This window comes from Nocardioides sp. (assembly GCA_037045645.1).
Taxonomy (GTDB): domain Bacteria; phylum Actinomycetota; class Actinomycetes; order Propionibacteriales; family Nocardioidaceae; genus Nocardioides.
On sequence record JBAOIH010000001.1, the window covers coordinates 1,844,604 to 1,859,589 of the forward strand.

Annotated in this window: 14 protein-coding genes; 10 read left to right on the forward strand and 4 right to left on the reverse strand. The window is 68.6% G+C overall.

What is annotated here, in order from left to right:
- Positions 1-10: 10 nt before the first annotated feature.
- From V9G04_09135 to gcvT, 3 genes are read right to left on the reverse strand one after another with little or no spacing between them, the layout of a single operon-like run.
- A complete protein-coding gene (locus V9G04_09135) occupies positions 11-838 on the reverse strand; it encodes a PhzF family phenazine biosynthesis protein (GenBank protein MEI2713442.1) in 828 nt (275 codons plus the stop codon).
- Between the two features lie 42 nt (positions 839-880).
- Positions 881-1,135, reverse strand: coding sequence for a hypothetical protein (locus tag V9G04_09140; protein ID MEI2713443.1), 255 nt, complete (start codon positions 1,133-1,135; stop codon positions 881-883).
- Positions 1,135-2,265: a glycine cleavage system aminomethyltransferase GcvT gene (gene gcvT / locus V9G04_09145; protein ID MEI2713444.1), complete on the reverse strand. Its 1,131-nt coding sequence runs from the start codon at positions 2,263-2,265 to the stop codon at positions 1,135-1,137. Before gcvT ends, V9G04_09140 begins: the two co-directional genes overlap by 1 nt.
- Before the next feature lie 54 nt (positions 2,266-2,319).
- Here gcvT and V9G04_09150 point away from each other — a divergent pair, with 54 nt between their 5' ends.
- A complete protein-coding gene (locus tag V9G04_09150) occupies positions 2,320-3,828 on the forward strand; it encodes a leucyl aminopeptidase (protein ID MEI2713445.1) in 1,509 nt (502 codons plus the stop codon).
- A gap of 54 nt (positions 3,829-3,882) precedes the next feature.
- Here the strand turns inward: V9G04_09150 and V9G04_09155 are convergent, their stop codons facing one another.
- Complete coding sequence (locus V9G04_09155) at positions 3,883-4,239, reverse strand: hypothetical protein (GenBank protein MEI2713446.1); 357 nt, start codon at positions 4,237-4,239, stop codon at positions 3,883-3,885.
- Between the two features lie 99 nt (positions 4,240-4,338).
- Here V9G04_09155 and lpdA point away from each other — a divergent pair, with 99 nt between their 5' ends.
- The 9 genes from lpdA (at position 4,339) to lipA (ending at position 14,965) form a co-directional block, all read left to right on the forward strand.
- Complete coding sequence (gene lpdA / locus V9G04_09160; GenBank protein ID MEI2713447.1) at positions 4,339-5,718, forward strand: dihydrolipoyl dehydrogenase; 1,380 nt, start codon at positions 4,339-4,341, stop codon at positions 5,716-5,718.
- Positions 5,719-5,744: 26 nt separating this feature from the next.
- A complete protein-coding gene (gene sucB, locus V9G04_09165) occupies positions 5,745-7,547 on the forward strand; it encodes a 2-oxoglutarate dehydrogenase, E2 component, dihydrolipoamide succinyltransferase (protein ID MEI2713448.1) in 1,803 nt (600 codons plus the stop codon).
- A gap of 125 nt (positions 7,548-7,672) precedes the next feature.
- Complete coding sequence (locus V9G04_09170) at positions 7,673-10,222, forward strand: ABC transporter ATP-binding protein (GenBank protein ID MEI2713449.1); 2,550 nt, start codon at positions 7,673-7,675, stop codon at positions 10,220-10,222.
- Positions 10,215-11,216, forward strand: coding sequence for an ATP-binding cassette domain-containing protein (locus V9G04_09175; GenBank protein ID MEI2713450.1), 1,002 nt, complete (start codon positions 10,215-10,217; stop codon positions 11,214-11,216). The genes V9G04_09170 and V9G04_09175 overlap by 8 nt, the downstream gene beginning before the upstream one ends.
- A 63-nt stretch (positions 11,217-11,279) precedes the next feature.
- Complete coding sequence (locus tag V9G04_09180) at positions 11,280-12,179, forward strand: TIGR01777 family oxidoreductase (GenBank protein MEI2713451.1); 900 nt, start codon at positions 11,280-11,282, stop codon at positions 12,177-12,179.
- Between the two features lie 51 nt (positions 12,180-12,230).
- Positions 12,231-12,719: a hypothetical protein gene (locus V9G04_09185; GenBank protein ID MEI2713452.1), complete on the forward strand. Its 489-nt coding sequence runs from the start codon at positions 12,231-12,233 to the stop codon at positions 12,717-12,719.
- Between the two features lie 26 nt (positions 12,720-12,745).
- Positions 12,746-13,459: a lipoyl(octanoyl) transferase LipB gene (gene lipB / locus V9G04_09190; GenBank protein ID MEI2713453.1), complete on the forward strand. Its 714-nt coding sequence runs from the start codon at positions 12,746-12,748 to the stop codon at positions 13,457-13,459.
- Positions 13,460-13,522: 63 nt separating this feature from the next.
- On the forward strand, positions 13,523-13,963 hold the full coding sequence (locus V9G04_09195; GenBank protein MEI2713454.1) for a hypothetical protein: 441 nt from the start codon (positions 13,523-13,525) through the stop codon (positions 13,961-13,963).
- A gap of 60 nt (positions 13,964-14,023) precedes the next feature.
- A complete protein-coding gene (gene lipA, locus V9G04_09200) occupies positions 14,024-14,965 on the forward strand; it encodes a lipoyl synthase (GenBank protein ID MEI2713455.1) in 942 nt (313 codons plus the stop codon).
- Positions 14,966-14,986 lie beyond the last annotated feature (21 nt).

The following is a 14,986-nucleotide window of genomic DNA, read 5'->3' on the forward strand; positions in this document are numbered from 1 at the left end:
GCCCGCCAGGTCACAACCTGACGGTCCCCGCGACGGTCATCGTGGTCTCGCCGCCCACCCAGATCTCGGCGCCGTCGGACTCGATGTGGATCCGACCTCGGCGCCCGAGCAGCGTGCCCTGCGAGGCGACGTACGAGGGCGGGAGTGTGCCGTTGCCGATCAGCCACTGCGCGATCGCGGCATTGAGCGAGCCCGTGACGGGGTCCTCGGCGAAGCCGTCGACCGGGATGAACGCGCGCACCTCGATCGCCGAATCGCTCATGCCGGAGCGCAACCCGACCACCCCGATGTCCATGCCGTCGAACGCGGTGAAGTCGGGGGTCAGGGCGAGCACCTCGGCCGCACCGGACAGACGAACGCCGATCCACTCCGGACCGTTGACCAGCCACTCGTGCTCGACGATCGCCTCCGGGGCGACCCGCAACGCACGTGCCACGCGCGCCAGGGTCGCGTCGTCCAACGGACCCGATCGCGTACGAGGCGGAGCCGCGAAGGCCAACTGCTCACCACGGCGTACGCGCACCAGTCCGACGCCGCACTCCTGTACGAGCAGGTCGGGCTGCTGGGGCCGACCGCCCGCGACCAACCACGCGTGCGCCGAGCCGAGAGTCGGATGTCCCGCGAACGGCAACTCCATCGCAGGGGTGAAGATCCGCACGCGGTAGTCCGCCCCGGCCGTGGTGGGCGGCAGCAGGAACGTCGTCTCCGACAGGTTGGTCCACCGGGCGAAGCGCTGCATCTCCTCGGTCGTCAGCCCCTCCGCGTCGTGCACCACCGCCAACGGATTGCCCGACTGCGGGCCCGAACCGAAGACATCGACCTGACTGAAGTGACGCATGCTACGGACCGTAGCGCGCCGCCTCGCCAGTCCCCTCAGGTGTCAGGCGTGCAGTGACATCGGGCCGTAGACCACGCGGTCGACCTCCAGCAGGGTCACACCGTCGACGCCCTGATCGCGCAACTCCTCCCAGACCTCTCCGATCCAGGACTCTGCATCGGCCTGGGAGACGAACCGCTGACGCGCCAACGCCTCGTCCAGGTCGACCTCTGCCCCGTCGGCATCCAGATGACGCCACGACCACGGACGCTCCGGCGCCGTGGGTTCGCGAAAGGTTTGCGGCTGCTCGGGCAGCATCAGGACTCGCGTACAGACGTGTCGACGAAGGGCAGCTTGACGCTCTCGAAGATCTCACGTCGGCCGCGCACATCGACGCCGAGCTCGGCCTCGGGGTGAATGTTGGCAGGGACGTACGCCAGCCCGATCCCCTTCTTCAACGTCGGCGAGAACGTGCCCGAGGTGATGTCTCCCAAGGGCACGTCGGAGGTCAGCGTGACTCCCATGCCAGGTCGCGGGATCGCGCGGCCGGTGGAGAGCAGTCCCCGCAACTTGCGCGTCGGCCCCGCCTCCTTGACCGCCGTCACCTTGTCGCGACCCCAGAAGGCTTCCTTCTTCCAGCCGACCGCCCACGAGAGGTTGGCCTCGACCGGGTTGGTGTCCAAGGAGATGTCCTGGCCGTGCAACGGATAGCCCATCTCGGTGCGCAACGTGTCGCGCGATCCCAGGCCGCACGGCAGGATCGCGAACTCCTCGCCCGCAGCGAGCAGGGCGTCCCACAGGGGGCCTGCGAGCGCGTTGGCGACGATCAGTTCATAGCCGCGCTCGCCGGTGTAGCCCGTACGGCACACCACGACGCCGCCGTGCTCGGTGCCCGACGACTCACCGTCGATGTCGAACTCCGACTCGACGAACGACATGTACTCGTGTCCGACCGGCAGCCCGATCTTGGTGAGCACCTCGTCGGATTTGGTGCCCTGCACCGCGAAGACCGCGAAGTGCTCGTGATGGTCGACGATCTTGAGGCCCTCGGGCGCCTGGGCCTGCAAGCGGCGTACGACCTCGGCGGTGTTGGCCGCGTTGGGCACCAGCAACACGTGCTCGTCGTCGTGGAAGTAGGCGATCAGGTCGTCGACGATGCCACCGGTCGCGTCGTCGAGGCACAGCGTGTATTGCGCCTTGCCGGGCCGGATCTTGGTCAGGTCGTTGGACAGCGTCGCATTGATGAAGTCCGCGGCGCCGGGGCCGGTGACCATCGCCTTGCCGAGGTGGGACACGTCGAAGATGCCTACCGACTCTCGTACGGCGGTGTGCTCCTTGACGATGCCCGTGGGGTATTCCAGCGGCATCGACCACCCGCCGAACTCGGCGAACTTGGCGCCCAGCGCCACGTGTCGGTCGTGGACGGGAGAGGTCTTCAGCTCGGCCATGGTCCGATCTAACCACCTGATCGCACTCGCCTCTTCCCCCGTATTGTCGCGTGCGTGACCTCCTTCTCGCTGCGTAGCGCCAACCCCGCCAGAACACGCGCCGACGTGGTGGTCGTCGGCGTGGTGCAGGTGCGCGCGTCCGTGGAGCTCGCCGAGGGTGGCGCGGAGGTCGCCAAGGCGTACGGCCGACGCCTGCGCCCGCTGTTGTCGTCGCTGGGCGTCAAAGCCGGCGTCGGAGAGATCACCCGGATCACCACTGCCGGCACGATCAACGCACCCCTCCTCATTCTGGTCGGGCTGGGACGAGAATCCGAAGTGACCACGGCGGTCGTACGCCGGGCCGCGGGTGCGGCCTCACGCGCCATCACCAACGCGGCATCCGTGGCGGTCGCCTTGCCTACCCACGGATCGGAGTGGATTCAGGCGCTCGCCGAGGGATGGGCGCTGGGCGCGTACACGTTCGACGACTACCGCAAGACGCCCACGCCCGACCGGCCCGGCAGCGTGGTGCTGCTCTGTGGGGGCGCCCGTCAGCAGTCGTACGCCGACGCGCTGACCCGTGCAGAGGTCGTGACCCAGGCCGTGCTGCACACCCGCGACTGGGTCAACACCCCGCCCGGCGACCTGCGCCCGCCCGACTTCGCGACGGCGGCGTCGACGGCCGTCGAGGATGCGCGCAAGCACCTCGACAAGGCAGCGAAGCTCAGCGTCCGGGTGCTCGAGGAGGACCAGCTCGAGGACCTCGGCGCCGGAGGCATCCTGGGCGTGGGCCGCGGCTCGGGAGCGCCGCCGCGGCTGGTGGAGATCGAGTACGTCCCCGCGCAGACTCGACGACATGTGGCGCTGGTCGGCAAGGGCATCACGTTCGACTCAGGCGGTCTGACGATCAAACCGGCCACGAGCCTGCCCACGATGAAATCCGATATGGCCGGAGCCGCCGCGGTCATCACCGCGACGTTGGCGATCGCTCGGCTCGGACTCCCCGTCCGGGTGTCGGCCTTCGCCCCGATGGCGGAGAACATGATCTCCGGCGACGCCACTCGTCCGGGCGATGTCCTGACGATGTTGGACGGCACCACGGTGGAGGTGCGCAACACCGACGCAGAGGGCAGGCTCGCCTTGGCCGACGCTCTCGTGCGCGCCACGCGGGCCGAGCCCGACCTGATCATCGACGTCGCCACCTTGACCGGGCATATGTCGTTGTCGCTCGGCGATCGCGTGGGCGCCATCTTCGGTGACGACGACCTGGTGTCAGCAGTGGTCGAGGCAGGCACCCGGGTCGGCGAGAAGCACTGGCCGATGCCGATCACCGAAGAGGTCGAGCAGCGGCTCGCGGCCTCGCCGATCGCCGACCTGCTGCAGCACGACTGGGTGCGGTGGGGCGGCGGGCTGATGGCCGCCGGCTTCCTGCGTGAGTTCACCGGCGGGGTGCCGTGGGCGCACCTGGACATCGCCGGACCGGCGTACCTCTCCAGCGGCCCCACCGGTCACCTGACCGCAGGTGCGACCGGCTTCGGCGTAGCGACGTTGATCGAGTACGCCCGTCAGCTCGGCGAGCGGTGAAATTCTGCTGACTCGGCGGGGATTTCTGCTGACTCGGCGGAAAGATCTGCTGACTCAGCGTTTGCGCTGACGGGAGTTGTAGTCGCGCATGCGTTGCGGGATCCCCACGACCGCGGCGTCGTAGGACGGCACGCGGTGGTCGTTGCAGAAGTCGTGAGCCCACTTCACGCTCGGCACCCGGCGGCGGGTCCATTCGCCGTCGATCGCGACGAGGAGCAACGTCACGTCGCTGACCGCCGTACGCGGCTCGACGAAACCCTCGACGCCGCGACGCTGCGCGATCCACGAATTCAGATGGTCGACGTCCGCGCGATCCGAGGCGCGTACGGTGGTCGACCCGGTCCGCGCCGAGTCTCCGGACGGTCGGCGCATGCGTACGCCCCCACGGCGGAAGCGGTCGAAGATCCCCACGCCGTGATTGTGCCGCACACACCCCAGCGGGCCCTGGTGGCGGATCACCGCAATGATGCAAAGATGGGACGCAGGTCACTTGCCAGCGGAAGGAAGAGCGTGCCGGAAACCGAGCAGTTCGACGTCCTGATCTTGGGCGCAGGCTCTGGCGGGTATGCGTGCGCGCTGCGCGCGGCTCAACTCGGGCTGAGCGTCGGTCTGGTCGAGAAGGGCAACCTCGGTGGCACCTGCCTGCACGTCGGCTGCATCCCGACCAAGGCGCTGTTGCACGCGGCCGAGGTCGCGGACTCGGCGCGCGAGGCGGCCCAGTTCGGCGTCAAGGCCAGCCTGGACGGCATCGACATGGTCGGCGTCAACAAGTACAAGGACGGCGTCGTCTCCCGGCTCTTCAAGGGTCTCAGCGGCCTGATCAAGTCTCGCGGCATCACGGTGATCGAGGGTGCCGGACAGCTCACCGGCCCGCGCACGGTCACCGTGGGTGACCGGGTGCTGACCGGAACCAGTCTCGTGCTGGCCACGGGTTCCTACTCACGCAGCCTCCCGGGCCTGGAAGTTGACGGCGAGCGCGTCCTGACCTCCGAGCACGCGTTGCGTCTGGACCGCGTCCCCGCGTCCGCGATCGTGCTCGGTGGTGGCGTCATCGGTGTCGAGTTCGCCAGCGTCTGGCGGTCGTTCGGTGCGGAGGTCACCCTCATCGAAGCGCTGCCACGACTGGTCGCCGCAGAAGACGATGCGTCCTCGAAGGTGTTGGAACGGACCTTCCGCAAGCGCGGCATCAAATTCTCGACCTCGACCCGTTTCGAGTCGGTGGAGAAGACCGATTCGGGCGTACGCGTCACGGTCGAGGGCGGCGACGTCCACGAGGCCGAGGTGTTGCTCGTGGCAGTCGGGCGAGGTCCGTCGACAGAAGGGCTGGGCTTCGAGGAGCAGGGGCTCACGATGGAGCGTGGGTTCGTGCCCACCGACGAGAGGCTGCGTACGAATCTCGACGCCACCTTCGCTGTCGGCGACATCGTGCCGGGCTTGCAACTTGCGCATCGCGGCTTCCAGCAGGGGATCTTCGTCGCAGAGGAGATCGCCGGGTTGCACCCTGCTGCCCTCGACGAATCGGGCATTCCCCGCGTCACCTACTCCCACCCCGAACTCGCCTCCGTGGGTCTCACCGAGGCTCAGGCGCGCGAGGCTCACGGCGGCGGCGTCACCACTGTGACCTACGACCTCGGCGGCAACGGCAAGAGCCAGATCCTCAAGACTCAGGGCTTTGTGAAACTCGTCGCGGCACCCGACGGCACCCTCGTCGGGATCCATCTGGTCGGCGACCGGGTAGGCGAGTTGATCGGCGAGGCACAACTCATCTACGGCTGGCAGGCACACGCCGACGACGTCGCGCCGCTGGTGCACGCACACCCGACTCAGAACGAAGCTCTCGGCGAGGCACACTTGGCACTCGCCGGCAAAGCACTGCACGCTCATTCCTGAACACACCACGAGACAAAGGACCGAACATGGCCACCGAAGTCACCCTCCCGTCGCTTGGCGAGTCTGTCACCGAGGGCACAGTCACGCGCTGGCTCAAGTCGGTCGGCGATTCGGTCTCCGTGGACGAGCCGCTGCTGGAGGTCTCGACAGACAAGGTCGACACCGAGATCCCCTCCCCCGTGGCCGGCACGCTGCTGGAGATCAAGGCCGAGGAGGACGAGACCGTCGAGGTCGGCGGCCTCCTCGCCGTGATCGGTGACGAGGGCGAGTCGGCTGACTCAGGCGATGCTGGGGAGGAGGAGGCTTCCGCTGCGGACGAGGGTTCCGGTCCGGGCGCCGAGGCTGAGGCGCCCGCCGACGAGCGTGACGAACCGGCCGCCGAGAGCAACCAGGGAGACGTCGAGTCCGACTCAGACTCCTCCGGCTCATCCAAGGGCGGTGGTTCCGGCACTTCCGTCACGCTGCCTTCGCTCGGCGAGTCGGTCACCGAGGGCACCGTCACCCGGTGGTTGAAGAAGGTCGGTGACGACGTCGAGGTGGACGAGCCGCTGCTGGAGGTCTCGACAGACAAGGTCGACACCGAGATCCCCTCCCCCGTGGCCGGCACGCTGCTGGAGATCAAGGCCGAGGAGGACGAGACCGTCGAGGTCGGTGCCGAGTTGGCGGTGATCGGTTCCGGTGACGGCGGCGACGACAAGCCCGAGCCGGAGCCCGAGCCGGAGCCCGAGCCCGAGCCGGAGCCCGAGCCCGAGCCTGAGCCCGAGCCCGAGCCGGAGAAGGAGCCCGAGCCGGAGAAGGAGCCGGAGCCCGAGCCGGAGCCCGAGAAGAAGCCGGAGCCGGCCTCCGAATCCTCGTCTGACGACGACTCGGGTCGCAGTTATGTGACTCCGCTCGTACGCAAACTGGCCTCACAGCACGGTGTCGACCTGGGGTCTGTCACCGGCTCGGGAGTCGGCGGGCGGATCCGGAAGCAGGACGTGCTCGATGCCGCGCAGGCGAAGGAGGAGGCAGCCAAGCCGGCCGCCGAGTCGGCCGCCCCTGCGGCGTCGGCACCTGCCGAGTCGTCCGCACCCAGTGGGGCGGCGGCGTCGGGTGCCGTCTCCGGCGCGGCAGCCGCGCTTCGTGGCACCACCGAGCCGATGTCGCGGCTGCGCAAGGTGATCGCCTCCCGCATGGTCGAGTCGCTGCAGAACGCTGCTCAACTGACCCAGGTGATGGAGGTCGACGTCACCTCCGTTGCTCGTCTTCGCGAGAAGGTCAAGGACGACTTCCTGGCTCGTGAGGGAGTCAAGTTGTCCTACCTGCCGTTCTTCGCCAAGGCGGCCATCGACACCCTCAAGCAGCACCCGAAGCTCAACGCGGCGATCGACACCGACAAGGGCGAGGTGACCTACTTCGACCGAGAGAACATCGCCTTCGCCGTCGACACCGAGAAGGGTCTGCTGACCCCCGTGGTCAAGGACGCGGGCGACTTGTCGATCGCGGGGATCGCCAAGAAGATCGCCGACGTCGCCGAGCGCACCCGGACCAACAAGATCGGTCCGGACGAGTTGTCGGGCGGCACCTTCACGATCACCAATCTGGGCAGTTTCGGAGCGCTGTTCGACACCCCGATCATCAACAGCCCGCAGGTCGCGATCCTCGGGCCCGGTGCCGTGGTGAAGCGTCCCGTGGTGATCGACGACCCCAACCTGGGCGAGACGATCGCGGTGCGCTACATGGTCTACCTGGCGCTGACGTACGACCACCGACTTGTCGATGGTGCCGATGCCGGTCGCTTCCTCGCGGACGTGAAGAAGCGCTTGGAGTCGGGCCAGTTCGAGGTCTGATCACCTGGATCGCCACTGTGCCCGGGTCGTCGGCGTACGACCCGGGCACAGTCATTTGCCTCACGACCGACTCGCCGGTTAAGCAGGTGACCAGAGTCGGCGCACGCGCGTAATCTCGTGCGGCGATGACCACCACGACGACGCGAGCGCAGCACACCGCCACGAATATCGATCCGGTTGCGCAGCGTCGTCCGGTCGACTGGCGCAGACTGCGCAGTCCTGCTGCCGCCGTCTGTTACGCCGGCTCGTTGATCGGGGCCGTGGCCGGATCGCTGGGCGCGGTCGTGGCCGGACGCCTGGCCGACGACGCCTCGGTCCGCCTCGTCTGGGTGCTGGCGGCGCTGGTGATCGGAGGCGCGCTGATCGATACCGCGGCCAAGACCGGATGGTTCGTACTGGTCGATCGCGCCGAGGGCGAACTGCGCTCGGACCTCCTCGACGCCGCGATGGCCCAGCCCCTCCCCGACCTCACCGAGCAGGCGGTCGGCGAGATCCTCGACCGCATCGACGACGACACCCACGAGGTCGGGATGCTGCTGCGTTGGGCGGTGTGGATGGCGATGCACACTCTGCTCGCCGCACTGCCGCTGTGGGTGATCGCGGGCGTGACCTGGTGGCCGGCCTTCGTCCTCTTCCCGGCTGCGGGCTATCTGGCAGTGCGGGTGGCGCGTCCGCTGCTGCCCCTGGTTTCCGAGCGCAAGGTCCAAGAGGAGATGGCCTGGACCGACCATGCCGCCGCGATGGAGGAGGGCATCGCCGCGCGAGACGACATGCGTACCAGTCTCGGTCAGGCGTACGTGCTGCGTCGCTCCACGGCCCTGGCGGCAGAGATCCTGCGCCGCCTTCGCTCCGTGCTGGAGATCGAGACCCGGATCACCCGCCGCACCGGCACTCTCTTGCACGCGCTGCTGGCCGGGATCGCGGTCACCGGCGTCGCGTTGGTGGTCAACGATCGTCTCAGCACGGGAGACCTCGTCACCCTTTTCCTGGTGACGTCGTCCTTCGTCGGGCAGGTCGACATGCTCGCGCGCCACCTGCCCGACCTGCAGGCCGGTTTCGGCGCCGTGCTGCGGTTGCGGTCGATGCTCGGCTCCCGTGCCGAACCCGTCGGCGGCAGGCAGCCCGGTTCCGGCGCCTTGGCGGTCGAGTTCCGTGATCTCACCTTCGCCTACGACACCGGCACCTTCGCGCTGCGCGACGTCACCCTCACCATCCCAGCGGGACACACCTGCGCTCTCGTGGGACGCACCGGATCGGGCAAGTCGACGCTCGCGTCCCTGCTCTCCCGCGCGGTCGAGCCGCATCGCGGGCAGGTCTTCGTCGGAGGCGTCGACGTGGTCGACCTGGATCTCGATGCTTTGCGCGCGTGCGTGGGAGTCGTCACCCAGCGCACCGAGATCGTGGCCGGCACGCTGGCGGAGAACATCACCCTCTGGGCGGACGTCGCACGAACTGAGGTGGAGGGGGCGATCGACGATCTCGGTCTGCGCGCCTGGGTCGCAGGCCTCCCCCAGGGGCTCGACACACTGCTCGGAGCCGGGGGCACGAGTCTGTCCGCGGGAGAGGAGCAACTGGTCGCGTTCGCACGCCTGCTGGTGCGCGACGTGAGCGTCGTCGTCCTGGATGAGGCGACGGCACGGATGGACCCGGTCACCGAGGCACGCGTGGTCCAGGCCGCCCAACGTCTGGTGGCGGGTCGCACCGGCATCCTGGTCGCACACCGGCTCTCCACCACCGATCGGGCCGAGCAGGTCGCCGTCCTGGAGGCGGGTCGCGTCGTCCAACAAGGCCCTCGACCCGCTCTCGCATCCGCCGAGGGGCCGTTCCGGCGCCTGTTGGAGGCCTCGGGATCCACCGACGCTCTCGACGCCGCCCCCACCGAGCAAGCGCAATCGCAGGCGCCTGCGCGCGACGGGCTTGACGGGCATGCGATCGGCACCGCCCGGCGTACGACGACTCCACCCCCCGCGCCGGACCTGGCGCCCACGCCGAGTCTGAGCCTGGAGACCTTCCGCGCCCTGACCGCCTACCCGCGCTGGGGCCTGCTCGGAATGAGTCTCTTCCTGATCTCCGCCCTGACCGGTGCGTTCGGTGCGTTGACCGGCTGGGTGTGGGGGTTGCTGGTGACCGACCTCCAGGCTGGCGACGCACCGTGGACTCTGGTCGTACTCCTGGTGGTGTCGTTGCTTGCCGCTCCCCTGCTGCTCTCGCAGGCGTTCTGGGTCTATCCGCGATGGTGGGTCGCGGTGCAGTTGGGAGTGCGCACGGTCGTACTGCACGGTCAGACCACCCAACGCCGCCTGGTCCGCACCCCTCCCGGCGAAGCGGTGGCCCGGGCGATGGACGCCGATCGGATCACCCGGTACGCCGACCGCTGGGTCGACTTCCTCAACGGGCTGATGATCGTTGCCGTGACCGGCGATCGCGGCCGGGACCTGGCTCGCGGGCGCCGTTCTGCTCGCCGTGATGGTCTCTGCCGCGGTCGCGTCGGCGTTCGGTCGGCCGATCGCCGGTCGTTCCGCCGCTGCCGCCTCGGCAGCGCGTGCGAACTTCGGTCGCTCCCTGGTCTCGGCCCTGGACTGCATCCGTACCGTCAAACTGGCTGCCGCCACCAGGCCGGTCCACGCCCATCTGCGGGCCGTCGATTCCGGTCGCGTCGAGGCGGCTGTGCGTGAGCATCGCATCCAGGCGCTGCTCGACGGCGTGCCCGTGGTGATGGTGCAAGGTGGCGTCGTCGCGGCGTGGGTGGGCCTGGTGCAGGGTTGGTGGGGCCTGGCGACGACGCTGTTGGTCTCCAGCGCCGTCAGCGGCTTTGGATGGTTCGGCCGCGTCGCCGGATCGGTCGTGACCGAGGCCCCCGGCACCCGGGCGTGGATCGACGCGACCAGCCTGCTCGCGGGTGGCGGGTCGATCACCCGCCTGCCCGCGGGCGTCGATCTGGCCCACGGTGCCGCGCCCTTGCCAGATTCCGGGGCGGACGACCGCCTTGAGGTGCTGAGTCTGCGCGGCCTGAGCGCTATTCATGACGACGGGACGATCGGTGTCAGCGATGTCGACCTCGACGTGCGCCGCGGGGAGCTCGTGCTGCTGATCGGGCAGGTCGGCTCCGGGAAGTCGAGCCTGCTCGGAGCCCTCGCGGGCCTGGTGAGCAGCACCGGTTCGATCGCGTGGAACGGTCGCGAGATCACCGACCGCGAGATCGAACTGCGGCCGCGTCGGGTCGCCCTGGTCCAACAGGTCCCCCGCGTACTCTCGGGCACCTTCTCGGGCAACATCGGACTGGACCACGCGGATCGCCAGATCGGACCGGCGATTCGGATTGCCCGACTCGATCGAGACGTCGCCGAGGCGGGTGGGCCCGATGCCCTCGTCGGGCATCGCGGCGTACGCCTGTCTGGGGGGCAGGTGCAACGTCTCGCTCTCGCGCGCGCCCTGGCCTGCGAGGCCGAGGTGCTATTGGCCGACGATGTCTCGTCGGCCCTCGACGCCGCGACCGAGGTGGAACTTTGGGACTCGCTTCGGGCTGCGGGGAGCACCGTCGTCGGGTCGACCAGCAAGCAGGCGGCCCTGTCCCGCGCGGACCGAGTGGTCGTACTGCGCAATGGCAAGATCGCGGCGAGCGGGACGTGGCGCGACCTTGCCGCGCAGTGGTCGCACCTGGCCGGCTGAGCCGGCGGGCCAGCCTGGTCTGGCCGGACTCCACCGTTTGACGACCGGGGCAGGATGAGGTCCATGCACTTCGTGATCGCGGGAGCCTCGGGGTTCCTCGGGACCAGACTCACCGAGCACCTGACCGGTCAGGGCCACAGCGTGACCCGGCTGGTCCGCCGGCAAGCACGATCCGACGCCGAGTCGCAGTGGGATCCGTACGCCGGGGAGATCGACGACGCACTGATCGCCGCGAGTGACGTGGTGGTCAATCTCGCCGGTGCGCCGCTGATCGGCAACGTCCACTCGAAGAAGTGGGCCCACGAGGTGCGTACGTCGCGAGTAAGCACGACCCGCCTGCTGGCGCTTTCGGTGGCCCGGGCGGCGCGCACGTCCACGAAGTCACCTGCGTTCCTGGCCGGAAGCGGCGTGGCGTGGTACGGCCACGGCGAGCGCCAGGTCACCGAACGTTCCGACAGCGAAGGCGACGCGCTGCTGACCTTCGTGTCGCGCGAATGGGAGTCGGCAGCAGACCCCGCGCGGGCGGCCGGCGCGCGCGTGATCCACCTACGCACCTCCCCCGTCCTCGACAAGGACTCGTCACCGTTGAAGCAATTGCGCCTGCTCTTCTGGGCCGGGCTCGGCGGCAGGCTCGGGAACGGCCAGCAACGATTCCCGGTCATCTCGTTGCGCGACTGGCTGGCCGCGGTCGCATTCCTTGCCACCCACGACGAGGTCACCGGACCGGTCAACCTGTGCCTGCCCGAGGTCCCGACCAACGCGGAGTTCACCGCGGCGTTGGCGCGAGCCGTACGCCGTCCCGCTCTGGTGCCGGTGCCCGCCCTGGCCCTGAAACTCGCCGCTGGTCACCTGTCCCCCGAACTCCTCGGCTCGATCGACGCGACCCCCGAGGCGCTGCTGAACGCCGGCTTCGAGTTCGCCGACCCCGATATCGAGAGCGTGCTGCGCACCGCCCTCAGATAGGGCCTGTGGATAGAGCCGACGGCGTCGCCGAGTTCCGGGCATCCTGCGGGGATGCGTTGGCTTCTAGGGATCTGCCTTACGGGTGTACTGCTGACGGGGTGCGGGCACGAACCCGTCCCCAAGCTGGCGTCGAGGGGCACGCCCAGCGTCTCTGTCACTTCGACGCCACCTCCTGCGCTCGACACCTATTCGGCCTGGCTGGAGGCGCGGTCTGCTGCCTGGCGGGCAGGCGATGTGCGGGCTTTGCGACGCCTGTACGCCCCGGGTGCCGGGCAGGCCGACACCCGACTGCTGCGTCGCTACCTGCGCCGGGGGCTGGTCGTCGAGGATCTGCGCGTGCAGGTCCTCTCCTTCCGGCTGAGGGTGCGTACGTCCGAGCGGCTGGTGGCTCGAGTGACCAGCAGGACCTTGCCGATCCAGATCCGCGAGCGTGACGGCAGGACCCATCGATTGCCCCAGACGCATGCTCAAGAGCAGCTCGTGGAGTTGCGCCCGCTCGATTCCGGGTGGGTCGTGCAGCGCGTGAGTGCGCCGGGGTAGACATGGGGTCGGGCTAGGGTGAACGGATGGACGTACGCCACCTCGGCCTGGTCGACTACGAGGCCGCCTGGGAGATCCAGCGCGAGGTGCACGCCGGCGTCGTTGCTGGGGATTCCCCCGACACCGTGCTGTTCTTGGAGCACCCGCCCGTCTTCACCTGTGGCAAGCGCACCGACGCTCACGAGATCCCCGTCGACCCGGGGGGCGCGAAGGTCATCGACGTGGACCGGGGCGGCAAGATCACTTTCCACGGGCCCGGCCAACTTGTGGGCTATCCCATCGTTCGGCTCCCCGATCACGTGAAGGTGGTGGATTTCGTACGCCGTCTGGAGGAGGCGCTGATCCAGGCGTGCGCGACGTTCGGGGTCACCACGGCTCGGGTGCCTGGGCGTTCGGGAGTGTGGTTGCAAGCCGACGAGACCGGCCCGGAGCGAAAGATCGCCGCGATCGGCATCCGGGTGAGCCGCGGCGTGACGATGCACGGGTTTGCGATCAATTGCGATGTGGACCTGGGGTGGTACGACCGTTTCGTACCCTGCGGGATCGCGGACGCAGGCGTCACCTCCTTGACCCACGAGCTGGGCCACGACCTGACGACCGTCGAGGTGGCCCCGCGCGTCGAGGCCGCACTGGCGCGCTATCTCGACTGGCAGCCATTCACCCCGACGCCCGACTATGAGGCGCGGCCAGAGCCCGGGCGCACGCCCCGGATTGCTCTGGTCACTCCGGGCTCACCCTGACGCGACCCTGAACTTCGGCGCGGTTCACATCTGGATCGTCCCAAATGCGCAAGCATTCCCCCTATGGGCACGCATGTGATCGAGACGCCGCCCGCGGTGTGGGCCAAAGTCGACGGACTCGTCCTGCGTGGCGTGGTGTTGGTCGCGCTCGCAGCGATCCTGGGCTTCGCCCTCACGATGCTCTTTCGCAGCACGGTGGCCACCCTCGGCATCCTGTTCGCCGTCGCAGTCGCAGGCTCGATGGTGATCATGGCGCTGCCGCTCGGCGGCACCAACGAACGCTGGCTGCCCACCGTCAACCTGACAGCCTGGCTACAACACGGCGCCGACTATTACGTCCAGGGCCGCGAGGTGATGTGCACGTACGACGAGGCAACCGGCGACCAGGCCTGCACGGGGATGAAGACCCTGTCCTTGTGGAACGCCGCAACCTACCTTGCCACGATCGTCGTCGCCTCTGTCTGCGCATCCTTGGCATCCTTCGCCCGCCGCGACGTGCCCTGACAGCCAGTCAGCACAACGTCGACCGGGGTCAGCGCAGCCTCACCCGTAGACTCAGTCCTTGTGACCCAGTCCCCCAGCCCCGATGGCCGCAAGCTTCTGCGACTGGAGGTTCGCAACTCGCAGACGCCCATCGAACGAAAGCCGGAGTGGATCAAGACCCGGGCCAAGATGGGGCCGGCGTACAAAGAACTCCAGGGACTGGTGAAGGGCGAGGGGCTGCACACCGTCTGCCAAGAGGCAGGATGCCCCAACATCTTCGAGTGCTGGGAGGACCGGGAGGCCACGTTCCTCATCGGCGGTGACCAGTGCACCCGGCGTTGTGACTTCTGCCAGATCGACACCGGAAGACCGCAGCCCCTTGACCGCGACGAGCCTCGCCGGGTGGCGGAGTCGGTGCAGAAGATGCAACTCAAGTACGCCACCATTACCGGGGTCGCGCGTGACGATCTCCCGGACGGCGGCGCCTGGCTGTACGCCGAAACCGTACGAGCGATCCACGAACTCAACCCGGACACCGGCGTCGAGAACCTGATCCCCGACTTCAACGGTGTCCCCGACCTCCTGCTGGAGGTGTTCGAATCTCGTCCCGAGGTGCTCGCACACAACCTGGAGACGGTGCCCCGGATCTTCAAGCGGATCCGACCGGCCTTCCGCTATGACCGATCGCTCGATGTCTTGACCCAGGCGCGGGCCTTTGGTCTGGTGACGAAGTCGAACCTGATCCTCGGGATGGGCGAGACCCGCGAGGAGGTCTCCCAGGCCCTCGTGGACCTGCATGCGGCGGGTTGTGAGTTGATCACGATCACGCAATACCTGCGTCCTTCTGCTCGACACCATCCGGTCGAGCGATGGGTCAAGCCGGAGGAGTTCGTCGAGTTGGCCGCCGAGGCCGAGGAAGTCGGCTTCTCAGGGGTCATGTCCGGCCCCCTCGTGCGTTCGTCCTACCGCGCCGGTCGGTTGTACGGTCAGGCGATGGACAAGCGCGCCCGCGCGACCGTCTGATCCCCGCACAGCGAGAAAGCA